20 protein-coding genes are annotated in these 21,765 nt (G+C 67.1%); 2 read left to right on the top strand and 18 right to left on the bottom strand.

Annotated elements, in window-relative coordinates:
* Positions 1-17: 17 nt before the first annotated feature.
* The 16 genes from ACSFCA_RS23350 to gspG form a co-directional block, all read right to left on the bottom strand.
* Entirely contained in the window at positions 18-2,261 is a 2,244-nt protein-coding gene (locus ACSFCA_RS23350) for a phosphocholine-specific phospholipase C (protein ID WP_435460944.1), read from the bottom strand.
* 34 nt (positions 2,262-2,295) lie between these two features.
* Positions 2,296-2,478, bottom strand: coding sequence for a hypothetical protein (locus ACSFCA_RS23345; protein ID WP_258351075.1), 183 nt, complete (start codon positions 2,476-2,478; stop codon positions 2,296-2,298).
* A gap of 132 nt (positions 2,479-2,610) precedes the next feature.
* Positions 2,611-4,896 (bottom strand): phosphocholine-specific phospholipase C, encoded by a 2,286-nt coding sequence (locus tag ACSFCA_RS23340; RefSeq protein WP_258351074.1) that lies wholly within the window; start codon positions 4,894-4,896, stop codon positions 2,611-2,613.
* Between the two features lie 20 nt (positions 4,897-4,916).
* Positions 4,917-5,090 carry a hypothetical protein gene (locus ACSFCA_RS23335; protein ID WP_435460943.1) on the bottom strand — a complete coding sequence of 58 codons (174 nt, stop codon included), beginning with the start codon at positions 5,088-5,090 and terminating at the stop codon, positions 4,917-4,919.
* Positions 5,091-5,293: 203 nt separating this feature from the next.
* Positions 5,294-6,193, bottom strand: a complete 900-nt coding sequence (locus ACSFCA_RS23330; RefSeq protein ID WP_056509256.1) for a 5'-nucleotidase — start codon at positions 6,191-6,193, stop codon at positions 5,294-5,296.
* 25 nt (positions 6,194-6,218) lie between these two features.
* The gene (gene gspF / locus ACSFCA_RS23325) at positions 6,219-7,457 is read right to left on the bottom strand and encodes a type II secretion system inner membrane protein GspF (protein WP_435460942.1); all 1,239 of its coding nucleotides are present in this window, start codon (positions 7,455-7,457) and stop codon (positions 6,219-6,221) included.
* 18 nt (positions 7,458-7,475) lie between these two features.
* Entirely contained in the window at positions 7,476-8,867 is a 1,392-nt protein-coding gene (locus ACSFCA_RS23320) for a GspE/PulE family protein (RefSeq protein WP_093048284.1), read from the bottom strand.
* A gap of 16 nt (positions 8,868-8,883) precedes the next feature.
* On the bottom strand, positions 8,884-11,184 hold the full coding sequence (gene gspD / locus ACSFCA_RS23315) for a type II secretion system secretin GspD (protein ID WP_435460941.1): 2,301 nt from the start codon (positions 11,182-11,184) through the stop codon (positions 8,884-8,886).
* Positions 11,185-11,189: 5 nt separating this feature from the next.
* On the bottom strand, positions 11,190-11,990 hold the full coding sequence (gene gspN / locus ACSFCA_RS23310) for a type II secretion system protein N (RefSeq protein WP_258351071.1): 801 nt from the start codon (positions 11,988-11,990) through the stop codon (positions 11,190-11,192).
* A gap of 22 nt (positions 11,991-12,012) precedes the next feature.
* Positions 12,013-12,561, bottom strand: coding sequence for a type II secretion system protein GspM (gspM, locus tag ACSFCA_RS23305; RefSeq protein WP_435460940.1), 549 nt, complete (start codon positions 12,559-12,561; stop codon positions 12,013-12,015).
* Positions 12,558-13,769: a type II secretion system protein GspL gene (gene gspL, locus ACSFCA_RS23300; RefSeq protein WP_435460939.1), complete on the bottom strand. Its 1,212-nt coding sequence runs from the start codon at positions 13,767-13,769 to the stop codon at positions 12,558-12,560. Before gspL ends, gspM begins: the two co-directional genes overlap by 4 nt.
* A 126-nt stretch (positions 13,770-13,895) precedes the next feature.
* A complete protein-coding gene (gene gspK, locus ACSFCA_RS23295) occupies positions 13,896-14,891 on the bottom strand; it encodes a type II secretion system minor pseudopilin GspK (RefSeq protein ID WP_435460938.1) in 996 nt (331 codons plus the stop codon).
* Positions 14,888-15,574 (bottom strand): PulJ/GspJ family protein, encoded by a 687-nt coding sequence (locus tag ACSFCA_RS23290; protein ID WP_258351067.1) that lies wholly within the window; start codon positions 15,572-15,574, stop codon positions 14,888-14,890. The genes gspK and ACSFCA_RS23290 overlap by 4 nt, the downstream gene beginning before the upstream one ends.
* Entirely contained in the window at positions 15,574-15,957 is a 384-nt protein-coding gene (gene gspI, locus ACSFCA_RS23285) for a type II secretion system minor pseudopilin GspI (RefSeq protein WP_258351066.1), read from the bottom strand. The genes ACSFCA_RS23290 and gspI overlap by 1 nt, the downstream gene beginning before the upstream one ends.
* Positions 15,954-16,466 (bottom strand): prepilin-type N-terminal cleavage/methylation domain-containing protein, encoded by a 513-nt coding sequence (locus ACSFCA_RS23280; RefSeq protein WP_258351065.1) that lies wholly within the window; start codon positions 16,464-16,466, stop codon positions 15,954-15,956. Before ACSFCA_RS23280 ends, gspI begins: the two co-directional genes overlap by 4 nt.
* A complete protein-coding gene (gspG, locus tag ACSFCA_RS23275; protein WP_093048308.1) occupies positions 16,441-16,881 on the bottom strand; it encodes a type II secretion system major pseudopilin GspG in 441 nt (146 codons plus the stop codon). The genes ACSFCA_RS23280 and gspG overlap by 26 nt, the downstream gene beginning before the upstream one ends.
* 50 nt (positions 16,882-16,931) lie before the next feature.
* Between gspG and ACSFCA_RS23270 the strand changes: the two genes are divergently transcribed.
* Positions 16,932-17,537 (top strand): type II secretion system protein N, encoded by a 606-nt coding sequence (locus tag ACSFCA_RS23270; RefSeq protein ID WP_435460937.1) that lies wholly within the window; start codon positions 16,932-16,934, stop codon positions 17,535-17,537.
* Positions 17,538-17,606: 69 nt separating this feature from the next.
* On the opposite strand, the gene ilvA is transcribed toward ACSFCA_RS23270, so the two are convergent.
* The gene (ilvA, locus tag ACSFCA_RS23265; protein ID WP_258351063.1) at positions 17,607-19,217 is read right to left on the bottom strand and encodes a threonine ammonia-lyase, biosynthetic; all 1,611 of its coding nucleotides are present in this window, start codon (positions 19,215-19,217) and stop codon (positions 17,607-17,609) included.
* Positions 19,218-19,267: 50 nt separating this feature from the next.
* Here ilvA and ACSFCA_RS23260 point away from each other — a divergent pair, with 50 nt between their 5' ends.
* Entirely contained in the window at positions 19,268-20,398 is a 1,131-nt protein-coding gene (locus tag ACSFCA_RS23260) for a hypothetical protein (protein WP_435460936.1), read from the top strand.
* A gap of 112 nt (positions 20,399-20,510) precedes the next feature.
* On the opposite strand, the gene ACSFCA_RS23255 is transcribed toward ACSFCA_RS23260, so the two are convergent.
* A complete protein-coding gene (locus ACSFCA_RS23255; protein WP_435460935.1) occupies positions 20,511-21,725 on the bottom strand; it encodes a porin in 1,215 nt (404 codons plus the stop codon).
* Positions 21,726-21,765 lie beyond the last annotated feature (40 nt).

The raw sequence follows: 21,765 nt of genomic DNA, 5'->3' as shown, positions 1-21,765 counted from the left end.
GGCATTCTTGCCGGGGCTCAGAGCTCGGGCAAGCCCATCGCCGGATCGCTCACCGTGTGCTTGCCGGTTTCGACGCGGCCGGCGAAGCGACGGTAGAAGGCTGGGTCTGCATCGCAGGTAACAGCGAAGTCGTACCACTGGCCGCTGGCTGCGAGATCCCAGCGCTGGTCGACGTTGGCGCCGCCGTTCACCGTCGCGGTCCATGGCCCGTCTGTACGGTAGGCCTTGGCGACGATGGTGAACTTGCACGCGGCCTTGCCGTCGTTGCGCATGTTCAGGTAGACGTTGCCGTTGGTGATGTCGTAGCACACGCGTACTTCGGGTGCGGCGTTGCTCGTGCCCGGCGCAGTCACATTACCCTTGAACTGGCGATGGAAGCCGTTGGGCCCTAGCACCCACAGGTCATAGAGGCCGTTGTCTCCGGCGGCGGGCGTCCATGTGTCGTCGAGCGTCTTGCCCGCCTCGACCATGTAGCGGCGTGGCAGGCGATCGAGATGCTTCTTGTCGTACACGTGGAAGACCGCCGCTGCCTTGCCTGTGTTGGCGAACAGCAGCTGAAGCTTGCCGCCGGTCGCGTCGACCTTGGCGCTCGTGTGCAGTTCGTAGGGCAGGGCGCGCGAAGGCCGCGTGCCAGTGGCCTGCTGCGGCAATTGCGCGTTGGCTGGCGGCACCACCTGCGGCAGCACGTCCTGGTCGGCGCGGACCTTGTCGGCCTCGGCCTTGGTGCGGCTGCCCGCCAGCACCGGCAGCACCTCGGTGTTGGGCGTCGCGAAGTTGAAGGCGCTCGTGAGGTCGCCGCACACCGCGCGGCGGAACGGGCTGATGTTGTCTTCCTTCACGCCGAAACGCGCCTCGACGAAGCGCAGCACCGAGGTGTGGTCGAACACTTGCGAATTGACCCAGCCGCCGCGACTCCATGGCGAGATGACGTACATCGGCACGCGCATGCCGGGGCCGTACACGTTGCCGTCGGGCGTGGGCTGCGCGGTGGGAATGCCGGGCGGCGCGGGGTGCGTGAAGTACTCGTAGCTCATGTCCTGCGAAGGCAGCGTGCTCTTGCCAGCGAGCGTCGATGCATCGGGGTTGGGCGAAGGCGCGGAGGGCGAGGGCACGTGGTCGAAGTAGCCGTCGTTCTCGTCGAAGTTCACGAAGAGCACGGTCTTGCTCCACACCTCGGGCACGGCGGTGAGCGCGTCCAGAACCTGCTGGATGTACCAGGCGCCCTGCACCGGGCTCGACGGGCCGGGGTGTTCGGAGTACACGTCGGGCGGAATCACCCACGACACCTGCGGCAGCCGGCCGTTCTTCACGTCGGCGCGGAACGCATCCATGATCGCGCCCGCGTCGAAGGCTGCCTGGTCGGCCACCGGCAGCGTGTTGGCCGTGCCCTTGTAGAGCGGGTTGCCCACGTCGTCGCCGGGCGCGTAGGCCGGCGATGCGCCTTGCGGCAGCGAGGTGCTCACCGGCTTGCCCGAGGCTTCGTTCGCCTTGCGGTAAGGCTTGAAGCCCAGCAGCGGGTTGCAGCCGTAGTTGTTGGGAATGTTCTGGTAGACCATCCAGCTGACGTTGGCCTCCTGCAGCCGCTCGGCATACGTTTTCCATTCGTAGCCTTCGGTCGACGGGCCGGTGGAGCTCCAGGCATTGACGTTGTTCACGTAGGCCACGTTGGCGCCGGTGGGGCCGTTGGTGCCGGTCCAGTGGAAGGAGCGGTTGGCGTGCGTGCCGGTGTGCATCGCGCAGTGGTAGTCGTCGCAGATCGTGAAGGCATTGGCCAGCGCGAACTGGAACGGCAGCTCGGCTTCCTTCAGGTAGCCCATCGACTGCAGGTACGGCGTCTTGCCGGCCTTCTTGTAGCGCGGCCACTGGTACATGCGCCCGCCATCCCAGGCGTTGTGCGCATCGACCCAGGTGTGCGGCGTGCTCGACACGCGCTGGGCGCTGCCCTGCGTGCTGTCGAGGTAGTAGGGCAGCACCACGTTGCCGGCGTCGTCGAGCTGCTGCCAGACCTTGCGGTCGGCGGGCAGCGGAATGGTGAAGCGGTCGCCGAAGCCGCGCACGCCCATGAGCGTGCCGAAGTAGTGATCGAAGGCTCGGTTCTCCTGCATCAGGATGACGATGTGCTCGACGTCCTTGATGGTGCCCGTGGCGTTGTTGGCCGGAATGGCCAGCGCGCGGCGAATGCTCGGCGGGAACGCGCTGAGCGCGAGGGCGGCGGCGCCCGTGGTGGCAGTGCTGGTGAGAAATTTGCGGCGTGATGTCATGGGTGTGTTGTTGTGGTTCTTCATGGACAAGAGGTCAGGGTGCGCAGCGCTTCTCGGGCTGTACCCCGGTGTCGGGCGGCGTATTGGGCGGTGGCGTGGTGCCCGTGCCGGGCAGGCCGGCGAAGCCGCCACCGCCGCTGCCGCCACAGGCGGAGAGGGCGCAGGCCATGATGATGAGCGCGGACGCGAGGCACGCGCGCGGTGAGACGAGTCGCATAGGAAGATCCTCAGGATGGTCGTGGTGCTTTCGAGGCTAGAAAGCAGCGGTGACGTCGGGATGAATCCGCAATGACGAGGTGTAAGCGCGAGTTGCACGCGCGCCCACCCTGTCATCGAAAAGAACTAACGCTCAGAGGTCGGCCATGCCCATGGCCGGATCGCTCACCGTGTGCTTGCCGGTTTCGACGCGGCCGGCGAAGCGGCGGTAGTAGGTCGGATCTACATCACAGGTGACTGCGAAGTCGTACCACTGGCCGCTGTTCGCAAGCTCCCAGTGCTGATCGACGCTGGCACCGCCGTTCACCGTCGCGGTCCATGGGCCATCGTTGCGATAGGCCTTGGCGTTGATGGTGAACCGGCACGCCGTCTTGCCGTCGTTGCGCATGCTCAGGTAGACGTTGCCGTTGGTGATGTCGTAGCACACGCGAACTTCGGGCGTCGCATTGCTGGTGCGCAGTGCGTTGAGGTTGCCCTTGAAGTGGCGATGGAAGCCGTTGGGACCGAGCACCCACAGGTCGTAGGCGCCGGCGTCGTCGGTCATCGCGGCCCAGGTGTCGTCGAGCATCTTGCCGGCCTCGACCATGTAGCGGCGCGGCAGGCGATCAAGATGCAGCTTGTCGTACACATGGAACACGGCCGCGGCCTTGCCGGTGTTGGAGAACAGCAGCTGCAGCTTGCCATTGACCACGTCGGCCTTTGCGCTGGTGTGCAGTTCGTACGGCAGCGCGCGCGAGGGGCGGGTGCCGGTGGGTTGCCGCGGCAGCGCTGGCGTGATCGGCAGCGGAACCTGCGCCAGCGCTTCCTGGTCGATGCGCAGCTGGTCTGCCTCGGCCTGGGTCTTGCGTCCAGCGAGCGTGGGCAGCACTTCGCTGTTGGGCGTTGCGAAGTTGAAGGCGCTGGTCAGGTCGCCGGCAATCGCGCGGCGGAACGGCGAGATGTTCGTTTCCTTCACGCCGAATCGCGCTTCGAGGAAGCGCAGTACCGAGGTGTGGTCGAACACTTGAGAGTTGACCCAGCCGCCACGGCTCCACGGCGAGATGACGTACATCGGCACGCGCGGGCCGGGGCCGTAGACGCGGCCGTCCGGCTGGGGCACGTCGCCGGGTGTGCCGGGCACCAGCGGGTGGTTGTAGCGCTCGAACGCGACATCGGCGTCGCCGAGCGTGGTCTTGCCCGCCGCGCTCTTGTCGGGGTTGATCGAAGGCGCGGAAGGCGAGGGCACGTGGTCGAAGTAGCCGTCGTTCTCGTCGAAGTTGACGATGAACACCGTCTTGCTCCACACGTCGGGCGAGGCGGTGAGCGCATCAAGCACCTGCTGGATGTACCAGGCGCCCTGCACGGGGCTCGAAGGCCCGGGGTGCTCGGAGTACGCGGCCGGGGCCACGATCCATGACACCTGTGCGAGCTTGCCGCTGGCCACATCCTGCTTGAACGCGCCGAGCAGGCCGCCGTCGGGCATGGTGTTGGCGATGCCCTTGTAGAGCGGGTTGGCCGCGTCGTCGCTGGCGGGGTCGTAGGCCGGCAGCGTCGTGCCCACGGGTGGGCTGGCGTCGCCGTCGTAGCGCTCGTTGTTCTTGCCTGAAGCCTTGTTGGCCACCCGGTATTGCTGGAAGCCGGCCAGCGGGTTGTCGGTGAAGTTGTCGGGCAGGTTCTGGTAGACGATCCAGCTGACCTTGGCGTCCTGCAGGCGCTCAGGGTAGGTCTTCCAGTTACAGCCGAAGGTGGTCGAATCGACACCGGGGTTGTCGGTGGGGTCCCATGGAAACCGCAGGTTCTCCCAGGTGTTGTCCACCGAGGCGACGCCCGCCACACCGGTGCTGGTCTGGCCCGAAGGGCCGTTGGTGCCGCTCCAGTGGAACAGGCGGTTGGAGTTGGTGCCGGTGTGCATGCCGCAGTGGTAGCTGTCGCACACGGTGAAGGCGTTGGCCAGTGCGTACTGGAACTGCAGTTCGGCCTCTTGCAGATAGCCCATCGATTGCGTGAAGGGCGCCGTGTCGGTGGCCTTGTACTTCGGCCATTGGTTGAGGCGCCCGCCGTCCCAGGCGTCCTGTGCGTTGAGCCAGCTGTGCGGCGTGCCGCTCACGCGTTGCGCGTTGCCCAGGGTCTGGTCGAGGTGGTACGGCAGCACCACTTTGCCGTCGGCGTCGCTCTGCTCCCACACGCGGCGTCCGCCGATCAGCGGAATGGCGAAGCGGTCGCCGAAGCCGCGCACGCCCATGAGCATGCCGAAGTAGTGGTCGAACGAGCGGTTCTCCTGCATCAGGATCACGACATGCTCGACGTCCTGGATGGTGCCGGTCTTGTTGTTGGCGGGAATGGCGAGCGCGCGGCGGATGCTCGGCGGAAAAGCCGAGAGTGCGAGAGCGGCAGCGCCAGTCGTGGCTGTGCCCGTGAGGAATTTGCGGCGGGAGGTCATTGAGTTGTTCCTGGCGGCGCTCACGGAGCGCAGCGCATCTCGGGCTTCGGGGTGTTGTCGGGCGGGGTGGGGGTGGTCGGCGTCGTCGGCGTGCCGCCGAAGAAGCCACCACCGCTGCCACCACCGCACGCCGAGAGCGCACAGGCAAGGAACAGCACGGGCGCAAGCCGCGTGCGAAGAAAAAGAAGTCGCATGGATCGGTCCTTTGTTATGTGGTTCTGGAAGGCGCGTGAGGGGGCGCACCTGGGCCACGAGACTAGGGAGAACCCGTTACCAACTGGTTAACTCGCGGTGACGCAGAGAAGTCAGGCGCGTGACAACGCCCCGCCCAGTGGCGGCGTCGAAATCAGTGGAATGACGGCGTGGCGCGGCCTGGCGCCGCGTTCAGGCGCAGAGCTCAGGGCTCGTTGCTGATACCGCTCGATACATGCCCGGCGGGCACGTGGCGCGAGGCCGCATCGACATGACCGGTCTGGTCATCGAAGAAGAAGTCGGGTTCGAACTCGCGCAGGAACTCGCCCTTGGGCAGGCCGCCGAGGAACATGGCCTCGTCGACGCGGATGTTCCACTTCATGAGCGTGCGGATCGCGCGCTCGTGCGCCGGTGCACTACGCGCGGTGACGAGCGCGGTGCGGATGCGCATCTGCGCATTGCCGGCCATCTGCAGCCGGTGCAGCGCCATCAGCAGCGGCTTGAACGGGCCTTCGGGCAAGGGCAGGTCGGCCTTGCTGAGCTCGTGGGCCTGGAAGGCATCGAGCCCCTCGGCCTGGAACACGCGCTCGGCCTCGTCCGAGAACAGCACCGCGTCGCCGTCGAAGGCAATGCGCACTTCGTTCGGCCAGGCGTCGCTGGCTTTTACCGATTCGACCAGCACGCGCGCGGCCGGAAAGCCCGCGATGAGCGCCTCGCGCACGTCTTGCGCATTGACCGAGAGGAAGAGGTGCGCGCGCAGCGGGCGCAGGTAGCCGAAGGGCGGGCGGCCCTGCGTGAACACGCCGCGCTGCAGCTTGATGTCGGCCGCCGCGCTCGATTTGAAGATGCGCATGCCCGAGACCGGGTCGTTGCGCGAAAGAATCACCACCTCGACACGCTGCACGCCGTCTTCGTTGAAGCGAAGCAGCTTGCGGATCAGCGAGTAGGCAATGCCTGGCGCGGCCGGCACGTCGATGCGGTCGAGCTGCAGCTTCATGTAGCCCTCGTTGTCCCCGGCCTCGAAGATCTTGTTTTCTTCTTCGAGATTGAACAGGGCACGCGAGGAGATCGCGACCACGAGCTTGTCTTCGAGCGTTACGGGCATGGTGCGCCTTGCTGGCTGGCCGTTGTTACTTGACGAACTGGTTCAGCTGGATGATAGGCAGCATCACGGCCAGAACAATCAGCATCACCACCCCGCCCATCGCCACGATCAGCAGCGGCTCGAGGATGGTCGCCAGGTGCATCGCGCGGCGCTGCACTTCGGCGCTGAGTTGATTGGCCGCGCGTTGCAGCATCAGCGGCAGGGTGCCGGTCTGCTCGCCGAGGCGCGCGAACATCGACACCAGGCCCGGAAAGCGCTTCTTCTGCGCCAGCGCCGAGGCCAGCGGCGCGCCTTCGCGCACCAGCACCAGCGCGTCGAGCGCGTCGGCACGCATCGCGCGGTTGCTCAGCGTTTCGGAAGCCGCCTGCAGCGCACGCAGGATCGGCACGCCGGCCGTGGCCAGCATGGCGAGCGTGCTCGCGAAGCGCGCCGCGTTGTAGCCGCGCGCAAGCTTGCCGACCAGCGGCAGCTTGAGCCAGACCGCGTCGAACTTCAGGCGGAAGGCCTCTTGTGCCAGCGCCACCCGCACACCGATGGCCGCGAGCACGACCGCGCACAGCATCCACCAGCCGTAGTTGCGCACGCCCGCGCTCAGCGACAGCATCACGGTGGTGAGGAACGGCAGCGAGCGCTTGGTGCCCGCGAACACCTGCGCCACCTGCGGCACCACGTAGCTCACGAGGAAGATCACGATCACGATCGCCACCAGCGTGACGATGGCCGGGTACAGCGCCGCGCCTATCAGCTTCTGCTGCAGCGCCTGGCGCTCTTCGAGGTCGTCGGCAAGGCGGTCGAGCACAAGGCCGAGGTTGCCGCTCTGCTCGCCGGCGCCGATCACGGCCGTGTAGATGGGCGAGAACTCGCGCGGGTGCGCCGACAGCGCACGCGCGAACGGCGAGCCCGCGTTGACTTCGGCGCGCAGCGACGCGACAAGGTTGCGCTGCTGCTCGGACTCGGCTTCGTCGGTGAGTGCCGTGAGCGCGCGTTCCAGCGGCAGGCCCGACGAGACGAGGCCCGCGAGCTGCCGCGTCCACACCGCGAGGCCGGTGGAATTGAAGACGCGCTTGCCGCCGCCGAGCCAGCGGCTGAGGGTGCTGCGCTGGCCGGTGCCGTTGACGTGGTCGCTGCCGACCGGCTTGACCGACAGCGGAATGAGCGCCTGCGCTCGCAGCAGGCTGCGCGCGCTGCGGGCGGTGTCGGCCTCGAGCACGCCTTCGCGGCTCTGGCCGCTGGCGTCGATGGCTTCGAAGGAATAGGCGGGCATGGGGAGCGCCGGAGCGGCTTAGTCGCGCGTGACGCGCAGCAACTCGGCGCGCGAAGTGACGCCGGCCTGCACCAGCCGTTCGCCGTCTTCGCGCATCAGGCGCAGGCCGCCACGCGCGCCGGCCTTGAGCAGTTCGCTCTCGGCCGCCTTGCTGTGGATCAGCCCTTGCACGGTTTCGTCGGCCACAAGCAGCTCGAAGATGCCGGTGCGGCCCTGGTAGCCGGTCTGGCCGCACACTTCGCAGCCCGCGCCGGCACACACCGTGCACACCTTGCGCACGAGGCGCTGTGCGAGCACGCCGAGCAGCGATGAGCTCAGAAGAAAAGGCTCCACGCCCATGTCGGTCAGGCGCGTGACGGCACTGACCGAGTCGTTCGTGTGCAGCGTGGCCAGCACAAGGTGGCCGGTCAGCGAGGCCTGGATGGCGATCTGCGCAGTCTCGAAGTCGCGGATTTCGCCGATCATGATGACGTCCGGGTCCTGCCGCAGGATCGCGCGCAGGGCCTTGGCGAAGGTGAGTTCGATCTTGGCGTTGATCTGCGTCTGGCCCACGCCCGGCAGCTCGTACTCGATGGGGTCTTCCACCGTCATGATGTTGCTGCGGCTCGCGTCGAGCCGGGCCAGCGCGGCGTACAGCGTGGTGGTCTTGCCCGAGCCCGTGGGGCCGGTCACGAGGATGATGCCGTGCGGCTGCGAGATGAGCTTCTCGAAGCGCTCCAGCGTGTCGCCCTGCATGCCCACCGATTCGAGCGTGAGCTTCGATTCGCTCTTGTCCAGCAGGCGCAGCACTGCGCGTTCGCCGTGCGCGCTCGGCAGCGTCGACACCCGCACGTCGACCGCGCGCGTGCCGATGCGCAAGGAGATGCGCCCGTCCTGCGGCAGCCGCTTCTCGGAGATGTCGAGGTCGGCCATGATCTTCAGGCGCGATATCAGCGCGGCGTGCAGCGCGCGGTTGGGCTGCACCACTTCGCGCAGCGTGCCGTCGATGCGAAAGCGCACGGACGAGGTGCGTTCGTAGGGCTCGATGTGGATGTCGCTCGCGCCGTCGCGCGCGGCCTGCGTGAGCAGTGCGTTCAGCATGCGGATGATGGGCGCGTCGCCAGCGCTCGCCAGCAAGTCTTCGACCGCGGGCAGCTCCTGCATCATGCGCGAGAGGTCGGCGTCGTTCTGCACTTCGCTCACCACCGCGGCGGCGCTCGACTCGCCCTGCGCGTAAGCCGCGCTGATGCGCTGCGCCAGCGCGCCGTCGGCCAGCACCTCGAAGGCCTGCACGCCGTACTTGCGCGACACCTCGCCGACCGCGCTGCGCGCCGGGTGGCTCGACATCCACAGCGTGTAGCGGCCGTCGTCGGTCTCCTCGAGCAAAAGCTGCTGGCTGCGTGCGAAGGCGTAGGGCAGGGGGTAGCGCATGGACATCAATGCAGTATCAAGGCAGTTCGCGCGTGCTCACGGGGTCGGCGGTCGGCGGCAGGGCGCCGCGCAGGGTGCTCGGCGCCAGCTTGCGGTTGTCGGCGGGCAGAGCGGGCGGCGGGATCAGCTGGGTGCCTTGCTCGCGCAGGCCGCCCCGGCTGTTGCTGCTTGTGCCCAACGGCGGCGACTCCGGCAGCACGGGTGCGGCATTCACGTTGCGCAGCATCACGTTGTCGGTGTTGGGCTGGGTCGCCTGCTGCAGGCCACGGATCTGGTCGTAGCGATCGAATGCGAAGGCTTCGGTCGCCGTGGCGTCGCGCATCACCACCGGGCGCAGGAACATCATCAGGTTGTTCTTGACGCGCGAGCGGTTCTCGCTCTTGAACAGGTTGCCGACCACCGGGATGTCGCCGGCGAAGGGCACCTTTTCAGTGTTGGTGCCGTAGGTGTCCGACAGCAGGCCGCCGAGCATGACGAGCCCGCCGTCTTCCACCAGCACGCTGGATTCGAGCGAGCGCTTGTTGGTGGTGGGACCGTTGGGGTCGGTGGTGGTGCCGGGTGCGACGTTCGAGATCTCCTGGAAGATCGTCATCTTCACGGTGCCGTTCTCGTTGATGGTCGGACGCACGCGCAGGGTGAGGCCGACGTCCTTGCGCTCGACGGTGGTGAACGGGTTCACGCCCACCGAGCCCGAGGTGCTGGCGTAGGAGCCGGTCGGGAACGGCACGTTCTGGCCGATGACGATCTTGGCTTCTTCGTTGTCCAGCGTCAGCAGGTTGGGCGTCGAGAGCACGTTGGCGTCGTTGTCGTTGCTGAAGAAATTCGCCACCGCGCCCAGGATGTACTGGCCGCCGATCTTGCCGGCAATGCCGAGGTTCAGGCCAGACTGGACCGACGTTGCCAGGCCGGAGGCATCCTTGGTGGCCAGCGCCTGGGTCAGCGCCAGGATGTTGCCGCCGTTGAGGGTGGAGTTGGTGCCGATGACGGCGTTGTTGCCCAGCGCGCTTTGCCACTGCACGCCGAACTTGGCGGCCTTGGTGGCGTTGACCTCGACGATCAGCGCCTCGATCATGACCTGCGCGCGCCGGCCATCGAGCTTGTCGATCACGGCGCGCATCTGGCGGTACTGCGGCTCGGGCGCGGTGATGATCAGCGAGTTGGTCGTCGGGTCGGCCTGGATCTGGCCACCGGTCGAGGGCTGGTTCGCGTTGTTCAGCGGCGCGTTGGCGGCCGCCGAGCCACCGCTCTGGCTGCCGCCGCTGTTCAGGTTCACCTGCATGGCTTGCGGCGTGCTCTGCTGGGGCGTCGCACCGCCACCCGCGGCGCCGGCCGCGCCCGGCGTTGTGTTCTGCTGGTTTGCCGCCATCGCGGCGCGCAGCGTGGCGGCGAGGCGCACCGCGTCGGCATTCTTCAGGTAGACCACGTAGATGTTGCCGGCCAAGCCATTGCTGCTTTCGGTCGGCGCGCGGTCGAGCTTCTCGACCAGCGTGCGCACCAGCGCCACGCGCGCCGGGTTGGCCGCGCGCAAGATCAGCGAGTTGCTGCGCGGGTCGGCCATGAGCGTGGTGCGGAACGACGCATCGGTCGCACCGGGTGCGGCGCCGCCCGGAGCGCCGGAGCCGCCGCCGTCGACCAGACGCTGCACCAGCGGCACCATGTCGGTGGCCACGGAGTGCTTGAGCTGGATGACCTCGATGTCGGACGCGTTCGGCACGTCGAGCGACGCGATGATGCGCGCCAGCCGGCGCATGTTGTCGGCGTAGTCGGTGATCACGAGCGAGTTGTTGCCCGGGTTCACGTTGATGGTGTTGTTCGGCGGAATCAGCGGGCGCAGCACCGGCAGCAGGTTGTTCGGCGACTCGTAGTTGAGCCGGAAGATCTGCGTGACGATCTGGTTGCTGCCGCTCGACGCCGTGGCGCTGATGGATGTGTTGACGGTGCTGCTCTGCAGCTTGGCGTCGGCCTCGGGCACCACCTTGTAGAGGCCGTCGGCCTCCACCACTGCGAAGCCCTGCAGGCGCAGCGCCGAGGCGAACTGGTTGAAGGCGGCGGCCGGCTGGATGGCGCGGTCGGTGACGAGGTTCATCGTGCCCTTGACGCGCGGGTCGACCACCACGTCGCGGCCCGTGACCACCGCCATGGTGCGGGCCACGGCCTCGATGTCGGCGTTGGAGAAGTTCAGCGTGATCGGCTCGCCGCGGCGCGGCGCATCGCCGGTCTGCGCGAACGCGGCGGGTGCGCCCTGCAGGAACGTGGCGGCGATCAGCACGCGCACGGCGAGTGCGACGGTGCCGGTCGAAAACAGTGGCTTCATCATGAGGATCAACCCAGGGTGATGATCGAACGCGCGTTCTCGCGCCGTCCGATGATGTTCAACAAATTGGAAAGCGCGTCTTCGCGGCCGGGCGCGGCACTGGCTTCGCCGTTGAAGCGGAAGGAAGTGCCGTTCCAGCTGCCGCTGCCGTTCAGTTCGAGGCTGCCCTCGCGCGTGCTGAGCAGCAGCGTGGGGCGGGTGCCGCCTTCGAGCGTGAGCCGGTAGCTGCCCATCGGCCGCAGGGTCGACAGGCTGGAGGAAACATCAGTGGCGTCGAGCGTGGCCTGGCCGGCAACGCGCAGCGCGGGGCCGTCCCACTGCATCGAGAAGGCCTTGGTGGACAGGTCGAGCGCGCCTTCGAGCTTGAGCGTGTTCCAGGGCGCGCCCAGGCCGGTGAGCAGGGTGGCGGGCCAGCGCGAGCGGCTGTCCTGCCATGCGAGCTGCATGCCGCCCGCGCGCGGACTGGCCTTGAGTTCAAGCGGCTGCGCGGCGCAGCAGGGCAGATCGAGGCTGGCGGAGATGCCGCTCCAGCCCGGGCGCATGCGCCAGTGCAGCAGGCCGGGCAGCGACACCGCCTGCGCGCCGCCGGCGCCGCTGGCGAAGACCACGGCGGCCGTGCCGTTCCAGACGGTTCCGCGTGGGTTGGCCAGCACGAGGCGGCCATGGCTCCAGTTCGACAGTGCGGCCGACAGCCAGCGCGCCGGCGCGAACAGCACCACCGCCAGCAGCGCGCCGACCGTGATGCCGAGCAGGGCCCAGCGCCAGCCGCGGCGCGGCCGGGGTTCGGAGATCGGAGGGCGGGTCAGCATGCGGGCCTGTTGCTCATCGCGCTCATCGCGCCGCGGGGAGCGCCATGACGACGGTGCCGTCCCAGCGGACCTGCGGCGTCTTCGGCGTGTCCTTTGCGCCGGGCGACGGTGCGGCCGGCGCTGCGGTCGGTGCGCGGGTCAGGTGGACTTCGCGCGGCACGGCATGCGCGTTGCCGCGGGCCTGGCCAAGCCATTGGGCGACGGTGGCAGCGGGCGCGGACCGCAGCGAGACGGCAGCAGCGCCGTCGCCGCCGGTCGTCACGAGCTGCGCGTTGCCGGCGCCGAAGCTGTCGCGCACCGAGGTCTCGAGCGCGCGCAGCGCGTCGTCGCGGTTCAGGCGCGGCTGCGATTGCAGTGCCTTTGCGCGGTTCTGCAAGGTGGCCATCTGCTGCAGCTGCGCATCGAGTTGCGCGTGTTCGGCCGGTGCCGCGGCCAGCGTGCGCAGCGCGGGGGCGAGCGCAATCCACCAAAGCAAGGCCAGTGCCACGAGTGCGGCGGCGGCGTAGACCATGCGGCGCTCGCGCACCTCCAGGGTGGCCCAGTGGGCCTTGAGCTGTTCGCTGAAATTCATCGGTTGGCCTCGGCCTGCACCAGCAGGAGGTCGCCTTCAGTGCGCACGTTGTAGCCGCGCGGCGCCATCGCGCCGGTGATCTGCGAGACCTCCGACGGCTGCAGCCCGAGGCCGCGCAGGCGCAGCTGACCGGCGCTGTAGTCGACCGCGCTCGGCACCTTGCCGGGCGGCAGGTTGGCGGCGAGCGCGCCGACCATGGGTTCGAAGTCGCTGCCCGCCACGTCGCCCACGGCCTGCTGCAATGCGGCAACTTCGCGCTGCATCTGCACCGGCGCGTCGACCACGATCTTCACCGAGGGGAAGGTCTGGGTCAGCATGGCCTTGGCGGCCTGGCGTTTCGATTCGAGCGCGCTGCGTTCCTTCCAGGCCCAGGCGTTGAGGCCGACCAGCTGGGTCAGCAGCAGCACGACCACGCCCCAGCGCGCTGCACGCCACTCGGGCGCATAGCGCAGTGTTTGCAGGACCGACGCGAATTTCTTGCCGGCGCGTGCGCGGCCGGTCGCGGCGAGGTCGAACTGCGCGAGCTCCCAGGGCGTGCGCGCGGCCTGCAGCCAGCGCTGCGGCGATTGCACTATGGGCACGCGGCGTTCGAGCAACTGCTCGGCCGCTTCGGCCACGGCGGGCTCGGTGGTGATGACGGCGGTGTCCAGCGGCAGGCCGCCCGACAGGGCCAGCCCGGCGCCGGCCAGCGGCAGCGAGACCACGCCGTCGGCGTCGCACACCGTGAGCTGCGGCGCCTCGGGCTCGCCAGTGACCAGCAGCAGCGGCGGGCCGTCGGCCGGCTGCGGTGCGAACTCAGGGACGATGCGTACCACGCGCCGGTCGGCCGCTTCGAGCCCTTGCACGACGCTGCGCAGCCAGATGCGGTTGCAGGCCGCGACCCACACGGGCGCGCCGGCCTTGGCATCGGGTTCGAGCGCGAAGTGCAGGGCCTCGGGTTCGTCGAGCAGGTGCTCTTCGAGCAGGCCGTCGAGCACTGCGCGCAGCTTCGACGCGCTGCCCATGCTGCCCTTGGGCAGCGTGACGCGGTGCCACGAGAGCGCGACGGAAGGAATGCCGAGCATGACCTCAGCGCTCGAGGGCAGGAGCGCCAGCAACGCACGGCCCTGGTTGCGCAATGCAATGCCGTCGTCGCCTGCCTGGGCCCAGTCGTACTCGCCCGCGGCATCGGCCGGAGGGAGGGGGGCAATGAGCAGCAGGGGAGTCATGTGGATCTTGGAAAAGCCGGTGATTGTAGGTGCGCGTCTGACAGGCGGACGCTCTTGTTTCGATAGCGTGTTGCGCAGACGCCATGCGCATTCGAAGGCTTTTTGTCTACAAATAGTGCATCGAAATCAGGGTTTGACCGTAGTGTCCGTTGCGCCGGCGCCGCGGGTGCGCCAGATCGTCGTTACCGTGACACCGTTGCGCTGTAGAAGCGAGCGCTCCTCGACGTAGGTGCGCTCCAGCCGCAGCCTGCCGTAGACCTCGAAGTACTGCGTGCCCACGCCGTGCTGCGCCGCATTGAAGGGCGTGCTGCCGCTGGGCAGCGCGGCGTTGGCGGCGGCAATGTCCTTGAAGAAGGCGCGCGTGCGGCGCTCCACCAGTTGGCGCGCGCTGGCGATGTTGAGCGACTCCATGCTGGCGCTGATGGCTTCGGCGCTCGCGGTGTTGAGGTTGAGCGTGGTCTTCACCGGCAGGATCGTCACGTACGGTTCGAGCGCGGCGGCGGTCGAGGGCGACAGGCCCAGCCACACCAGCTGCGAGACCTGCTGCGGCATCAGCGGCGCGGCGCTGGGATCGCCGGCGTCGCTGCTGCTGTTGCCGTCGGTCGCGGTGCCCGTGGCAAGGGCGGCCACCAGGCCCGTGGTCATCCGGCTGAGTTCCGACGCCGGCAGGCCCAGCAGGTTGAACAGCCGGGTGAAGGTAGCCACGCTGGCGGGCACTGGCTTGCCGTTGTCGACCAGCGACAGCACGTTGAGCTTGGACTGCGCATCGACGATGCGGCCCGAAAGGAAGGCGTCGGGCAGTCCTTCGAGGCTGTCGCTCGACACGTTCTTGTCGGCCGCCAGGAAGCTCGTGAGCCGCGCTTCCTCGAGCGGCACGGCCCAGGGCTCTGCCAGGTTGTCGGGGCCGCCGGTGCGGCCGTCTTCGCTGAGGATCAGGCGCGACCAGTCGAGCGCTCCGACCAGCACCCACGCAGCCTGCACGCGCGCGCGCTCGGCACCTTCGACCTCGGCCGCGCGCCATTGCTGCCACAGCGCCGCGGCGGCGAAGGTGGCCACGAGCATCACGGTCAGCATCGCGGCGAGCAGGGCGGCGCCGGACTGGTGCTTCTTTGTTGCCGTCATGATGATTTCGCCGATCCGACGGTCGGCTTGACCCAGTCGCGCGTGAGAGTGCCCGAGAGGCCGTCTCCGGGCGGTAGCGTGATGACGAGGCGCACGCCGTCGGGCATGGCGACGACGGGGCCCGCGGGATTGTTGGGGTTGGGCGCGACGGCGGGCAACTGGCTGGCCGGCACCCAGGTGTTGTCGCGGAAGAAATAGAGCTGCCAGTTGCTGGCTGGCACCAGCGGCACGTCGCTGTAGCCGCCTCCGGCTGCGCTCGCGCCGCCGTCCTGTGCCCAGGCGGCGGCGAAGTTCCAGGCCTGCTGCCACTCGCCGCGCGTGGTGAAGGGCTGCGATTGCCAGCGCCGCCAGCGCACGCCGTCGGAGTCGGACTTCAGCATCCAGGCCACCACCTGCACCGAAGGCGCCGCGTCGTCGCTGCCACGGCGCGTGAGCCGCAGCACGCGGCCGTCCCAGTCGATCGGGCGGGTCTGCGCGAGCGTGGTCACGGCATCGAGGTCGGCGCCCCACTGCGCGAGCGTGGCCTGTAGCGTGAGGACGGCATCGGCGCGCTGCTGGTTCTGCGTGGTGGCGCGGGACATGCTGTCGAGCCCGCGCCAGCTGATGAGCGAGAGCAGGGCCATCACTGCGATGGCGACGAGCAGTTCGATCAGCGTGAAGCCGCGGGACCTGGGGGCGAGCATCAGTACCTCCCCACGATGGTGGAGATGCGCAGGATCGGCGCGTCGGCTTCGTCGCGCACCTGCACGTCGACGCGCCGGAAATTCGGGTTCAGCGTGGACGTGGTCGAAGTGGTCACGTTGAACGAGACGCCGGCCTGCAGGCAGATGGAGCCCGAGTCGCCGATTGCCGGCATCTGCCGCGACAGGCGAGCCTTGGCGAGTTCGTTCTCCGCGCACAGGTCGGCCAGCACGAGGTCGGACTGGCGCTGTGCATTGCGCGTGAGCGACATGGTGGCCTGCGAACCCGCGGCCAGCGCCAGCGCGACGATGCCGAGTGCGATCAGCACTTCGATCAGCGTGAAGCCGCCGATGCGGGAGGACGGGGCAGGGCGTCGCGCACTCATTGCACGGCCGAAACGGTGAAGGGGCGAACGCCGTCGGTCGCAATGCGCAGCGCGCGCGCGGGCGGGCCGGCGGAATAGAGCATGACCTGCTGCGCCGCGATGATCGGATCGGGCCCGAGTTGCAGCGCGGGAACCAGCGTGCCGTTGGCGAGAGAGGTCTGTGCGGTGATGCCCTCGGCGGCCCAGTTGGCGGGCAGTGCGCCAGGCGGGAGGCCGTCGAACACGAAGCTGCCCTCGACGGGCCGCCACCGCACCACGATGCCGCTGGCGCGCGACTGGGCGCGGGCCGATTCGAGCAGGGCGGCGAGCCGGTCGGCTTCGCGGTCGAGCTTGGCAGCGTTGGTGTCGCGTATCGCGAAGCTGACGGCGGCGGTGGCGATCGCGATGATGGCAATCACCACGATCAGCTCCAGCAGCGTGAAGCCGCGGGTCGGGTGGATGTGGGGGCGTGGATACCGGTTGCGGCGCAGCGCGCCCGAGCCGCTATTGCCAGCTGCCGATGTCGGCATTCTTGCCCTCGCCGCCGCTCTGGCCGTCGGCGCCGAACGAGAGCACGTCGATCTCGCCCTTGATGCCCGGATTCATGTACTGGTACGGATGGCCCCAGGGGTCGTTGGGCAGCTTCTCGACGTAGGCCTTCCAGTTGGGTGCGGCCGGACCGGTGGTCGGGCGCGTGAGCAGCGCCTGCAGGCCCTGCTCGGCGGTGGGGTAGCGCTGGTTGTCCAGACGGTAGAGCTTGAGTGCCTGCATCAGGTTGTTGATGTCGGTGCGGGCGGCCGTCACGCGGGCGTCGTCGGCGCGCTCGATCACGTTCGGCACGATGAGCGCCGCCAGCACGCCGATGATGACCAGCACGACCATCAGTTCGATCAGCGTGAAGCCGCGTTGGGCGGTGCGGGTGGCGGCACGGAGGAATTTGTTCATAGCTTGGGCGGACATGATTCGGAAAGCGCGCTGCATGATAATCCGCAGCCATGACAAGTCCCTACTCAGCCGCTCGCTGGCATGCCCCACTTGCAACGACGGGGCTTTGGGCGCTGGCGGCCGGTGCCGCGGTGTTCTGGGCGCTGCGCCTGGCTTCGCCGACCGACGCCGTGGCGGCGGCCGCGACGATGCCGCGGCCTTCGGTGACGGCCGATTCGGATGCGGTGGCCCGGTTGCTGGGCGTGCTGCCCGCGTCACGCACCGCTCAGGTGGCGCCCGAAGCGGCCAGCCGCTTTGCGCTGTCGGGTGTGGTGGCCGACCCTTCGAAGCAGGGGGCCGCGTTGATCTCCATCGACGGCAAGCCGCCGCGGCCGTTCCGTGTCGGTTCGGTGGTCGGCGACAACTATGTGCTGCAGTCAGTGGGTCTGCGCTCGGCGACCATCGGCACGCAGGCCGACGGCCCGGCGGCGTTCACGCTGCAATTGCCGGTGCGCGCGCCGATCAGTGTTTCCAGCCCCGGGTTGCCGGCAGTGCCTATGTCTGCGCCGCCTGGGCCTCTGCCTGCGACGATGCCCGCCGTGGTGGCCCCGCCGCAGTTGCCGCAACAACAGCAGCAACCGGGTGGACCGCCGCCGCAACAGGCACCCGCGCAGTAGCAGCGGACAGCTGAACGAGCGAGCGACCCACCAACGATCGAAGCCGGCCTTGAGCCGGCTTCTGCTTTTTCAGGCCTGCAGAAAGAGCCGGTACGCCGGGTTGGCTGTTTCCTCGACGTAGGGGTAGCCCAGCGTTTCGAGGAAGGCGTCGAACTCGGCTGCTTCGCCGGCTGGCACCTGCAGGCCCACGAGGATGCGGCCGTAGTCGGCGCCCTGGTTGCGGTAGTGGAACAGGCTGATGTTCCAGTTCGGCTGCATCAGGCTCAGGAACTTGAGCAGCGCGCCAGGGCGCTCGGGAAACACGAAGCGCAGCAGGCGCTCGTCGTGTGCGAGGCCGGTGCGTCCGCCCACCAGGTGCCGCAGATGTTCTTTCGCAAGCTCGTCGTGCGTGAGGTCGAGCGTGTTGAATCCGTGCTCGTCGAAGGTCCGCGCGATGAAGGCCGACTCGCCGCGCGCCGAGGTCGTGAGACCGACGAACACATGCGCCTTGGCTGCGTCGCTTATGCGGTAGTTGAACTCGGTCACGTTGCGCGGTGCGCCACCGCCCGTGGCTTCGGCATCGCTCGCGGGCATCTCGCCGATCAATTCGCAGAAGCGGCGGAAGCTGCCGCGCTCTTCGGGCATGGTGACGGCGAACAATGCCTCACGCTCTTCACCGACTTCGGCGCGTTCGGCAACGAAGCGCAGCCGGTCGAAATTCATGTTGGCGCCGCACAGGATGGCCGCATAGGTCTCGCCGTGGCGACCGTGCTGTGCAACGTATTCCTTGATGGCCGCAACTGCCAGCGCACCAGCGGGCTCGACGATGCTGCGCGTGTCCACGAAGATGTCCTTGATGGCGGCGCAAACGGCATCGGTGTCGACGGCGATGTATTCGTCGACCAGCTCGCTGGCGATGCGGAAGGTTTCCTCGCCGACCAGCTTGACCGCCGTGCCGTCGGAGAACAGGCCGACGTCGGAGAGGTTCACGCGTTGATGGGCCGCGACCGATTGCATCATCGCGTCGGAGTCGTTCATCTGCACGCCGATCACCTTGATCTCGGGTCGCACGGCCTTGATGTAGTTGGCCACGCCGGAGATCAAGCCGCCTCCGCCGATCGCGACGAACACCGCATCGAGCGGGCCCTGGTGCTGTCGCAGGATTTCCATTGCGATGGTGCCCTGGCCCGCGATGACATCGGGGTCGTCGAAGGGATGCACGAAAGTCAGGTTTTGTTGTGCCTGCAATTCGAGTGCGTGCAGATAGGCATCCGAATAGCTGTCGCCATGCAGCACGATTTCGCCGCCGAAACCACGCACCGCATCGATTTTCAGTTTGGGCGTGGTCACAGGCATCACGATCACCGCGCGCGTGCCGAGTTTGCGCGCACCCAATGCAACGCCTTGCGCGTGATTTCCAGCCGATGCGCAAATTACGCCGCTTGCCAATTGCGCAGCACTCAGATGCGCCATCTTGTTATAGGCGCCGCGCAGTTTGAAGCTGAAGACCGGTTGCTGGTCTTCGCGCTTGAGCAGCACGGTGTTGCCGAGCCGTTCGCTGAGCGCGCGCGCCTTCTCGAGCGCTGATTCGACGGCAACGTCGTAGACCCGAGCGTTAAGTATTTTTCTGAGATAGTCGGCGGGCGTGAGCGCCGGATTAACAGGCGCATTGCGCACGATTTTTTCCATGGGAGTTTTCATTTGCTAACTGTTGATGATAAGAGGCATCGGGATTGCATGCGAGATATGACATGGACACAAATGTCATAAACCTCTTCAGCAAAGCCCCAGCTGCAAATGATTCGGGATTTTTTGGACGCGCGTATCCCGCGATTCATCCGACCGCCAATCAATTTACAAATGAGCAGAATCTGTTATCAATTTCTGTCAGTGACCTTTCGAAAGGGCTGATGCAGGCGGAGGCCGCGCGCGTTCAGCGAAAAGAAATTGGGCGTGCCACATGGCAGGTGATGGGCAACAGATTGCGTGCGCACATCGTTCCGCTGCTGGGCGATGTGTCGGCGCAGTCGTTTGCAACCGCCGACGCGCAACGCTTGATCGATCACCTCGGAGAGCAAGGTTTCACCAGCACGACGATTGCCCAGTACCTGGTGCTGTTGCGCAAGGTGGTGATGCACGGCGTGCACATCGGTGTGCTTCGCGATGCGCCTCCTTTTCCAAAGGTCAAGGTGCGCAGCCAGCCGCGCGGCAGCTTCAGCGTTGCGGAGTACCGGACGATCATCAAGACCGCGCGCAGCTTGCGTGGGCACTCGCATCCGGTGCTCGATCAACTCGCGGCCGGCGAACGTTTCTGGATTGCGCGCGAACTGCTCGTCATGCCGGACGAGCTGCCCTGGCTGATCCGCTGGATGGTGAACACCTTCGTGCGTCCGAGCGACATCAAGCTCATGAAGCACAAGCACATCGAGGTCGTGCGCGGCAAGCACGTCTATCTGCGGATGAACCTGCCGGAGACCAAGCGGCACAGTCAGCCCATCGTGAGCCTGTGTCCTGCGGTGCGGGTCTACGAATGCTTGCTCGCGTATCGCGGCGAGCATGGGTATGACGGGGCGGAGGACTACATCTTCCTGCCGCAGCTGAAGAACCGCGAGCATGCGCTGGCGGTGCTCAACTTCTTCTTTCACTGGGTGCTCGAAAAGGCGGGGCTCGAGAAAGGGCCACTGGGTCAATCGAGAACGCTGTATTGCCTGCGCCATACCGCGATCACGCTGCGGCTCTTGTACGGGCAAGGGATCGACATGCTGACCTTGGCACGCAATGCGCGCACGAGCGTCAACATGGTCGAGCGTTTCTACGCATCGGTGTTGAGCGGAGAAATGAATGTGGGGCTGCTGCAAAGCCGGCGTAGCCGGGCGAGCTGAGAAAGAGAAAGAAGGGGAGCAAGGACAAAAAGCCGCCCGGCGTGAGCCGGGCGACTTGAGGCTTTGCTGATTCGAACTGGCAAGAGCCAGCATCGGGATCAAACGAAGAAGATCAGAACGCGTGACGAATGCCGAAGTCGTAGCCCGTCGAGGTCTTCGGCGTGAACACGCCAGCAGCCGCGTTGTAGAAAGCCGGGCCACCCACGGTCAATGCTGCGCCGTTCTTGTTGCTCACGCGAGCAACCGTGGCGTAAAGGGCGGTGCGCTTCGACAGGTTGTGCACGTAGCCGAGTGCCAGTTTGTTGGCCTTCGGGTCGCGTTGGTTGGCGGTGACTGGCAGGTTGTAGTCGTACTTGACGGCCGAGTAGGACGCCCTGATCAAACCAGCACCAACCGGCACGGTCACGCCAAGCAGATAGCCGTTCAGATCGACGTCGGGGCGGCCGCCGGCGATGGGGGTGATTTCATAGTCGCGCGAGTTCTTGGCACGTGACAGTTCACCGAACAGCTTCACGGGGCCGAAGTCATACGAGGCACCCAGGTTGAAGGTCTTTACAGAGTCGGTGGTGCCGGCGTAGTACTGGTCGCCGACCGTGCTGTTGCCGTAGGCGACCGCCACGTCCAGAGGACCGTTGGCGTAGCCGAAGCGACCACCGATGTAACGGCCTGCGCGGCTCTTCGACGTTGCGCTGTCCTTCGGGGTGAAACCGCCGTTGCTGTACTTGTCGTTCTCGTGGAACGCGTACATCACCTGGCCATAGAAGCCACCCAGGTTCGACGGCAGGAAGTAGCCGATCGAATTGCTGGCGCGGGAGTAGTTCTGGTTGCCGCCGAAGCCGCCGGTGTCCTTGGCGCCGTTGGTTACAGCGTTGAAGCCGTTGGCCGTGTTGATCAGGTTCGAGCCAACGCCGTTGGTGCCGAACGGATCGAACACGGTGTCGTTCCAGAACGTCGGGGTGTAGTCGCGACCCAGGCGAAGTTCACCGAAACCACCCGACAGGCTCACGGTCGAGCGACGTACGAAGGTTGCGAGGCCGGTTGCGCCGTCGTCATTGGCAATCGGGGCTTCGAGCCAGAAGCTGGCTGCCAGGCCGCCACCCAGATCTTCCGTACCACGGAAGCCCAGGCGGCTGGTGTTGTAGCCAGAGTTGGCCAGCGCCGTACGGCTGACCTTCACGCTGCCCAGATTCGTGGGCCTCAGGTCACGCGAACTGGACGAGTAGCCGCTGATCGACGCGTCGACCACACCGAACAGCGTGACGGACGACTGAGCCGAGGCAACACCGGCAACAGCCAGGGCAGCCAGAGCAACTAGAGATTTTTTCATTGCAAGTTTCTCCAAGGTTAAACATAGGGCTCCGGTGCGA

This window comes from Variovorax multivorans (assembly GCF_051216835.1).
Lineage (GTDB): Bacteria > Pseudomonadota > Gammaproteobacteria > Burkholderiales > Burkholderiaceae_C > Variovorax.
The sequence above is the reverse complement of the archived record's forward strand: the minus strand, read 5'-3'. Positions and strand labels throughout refer to the sequence as shown.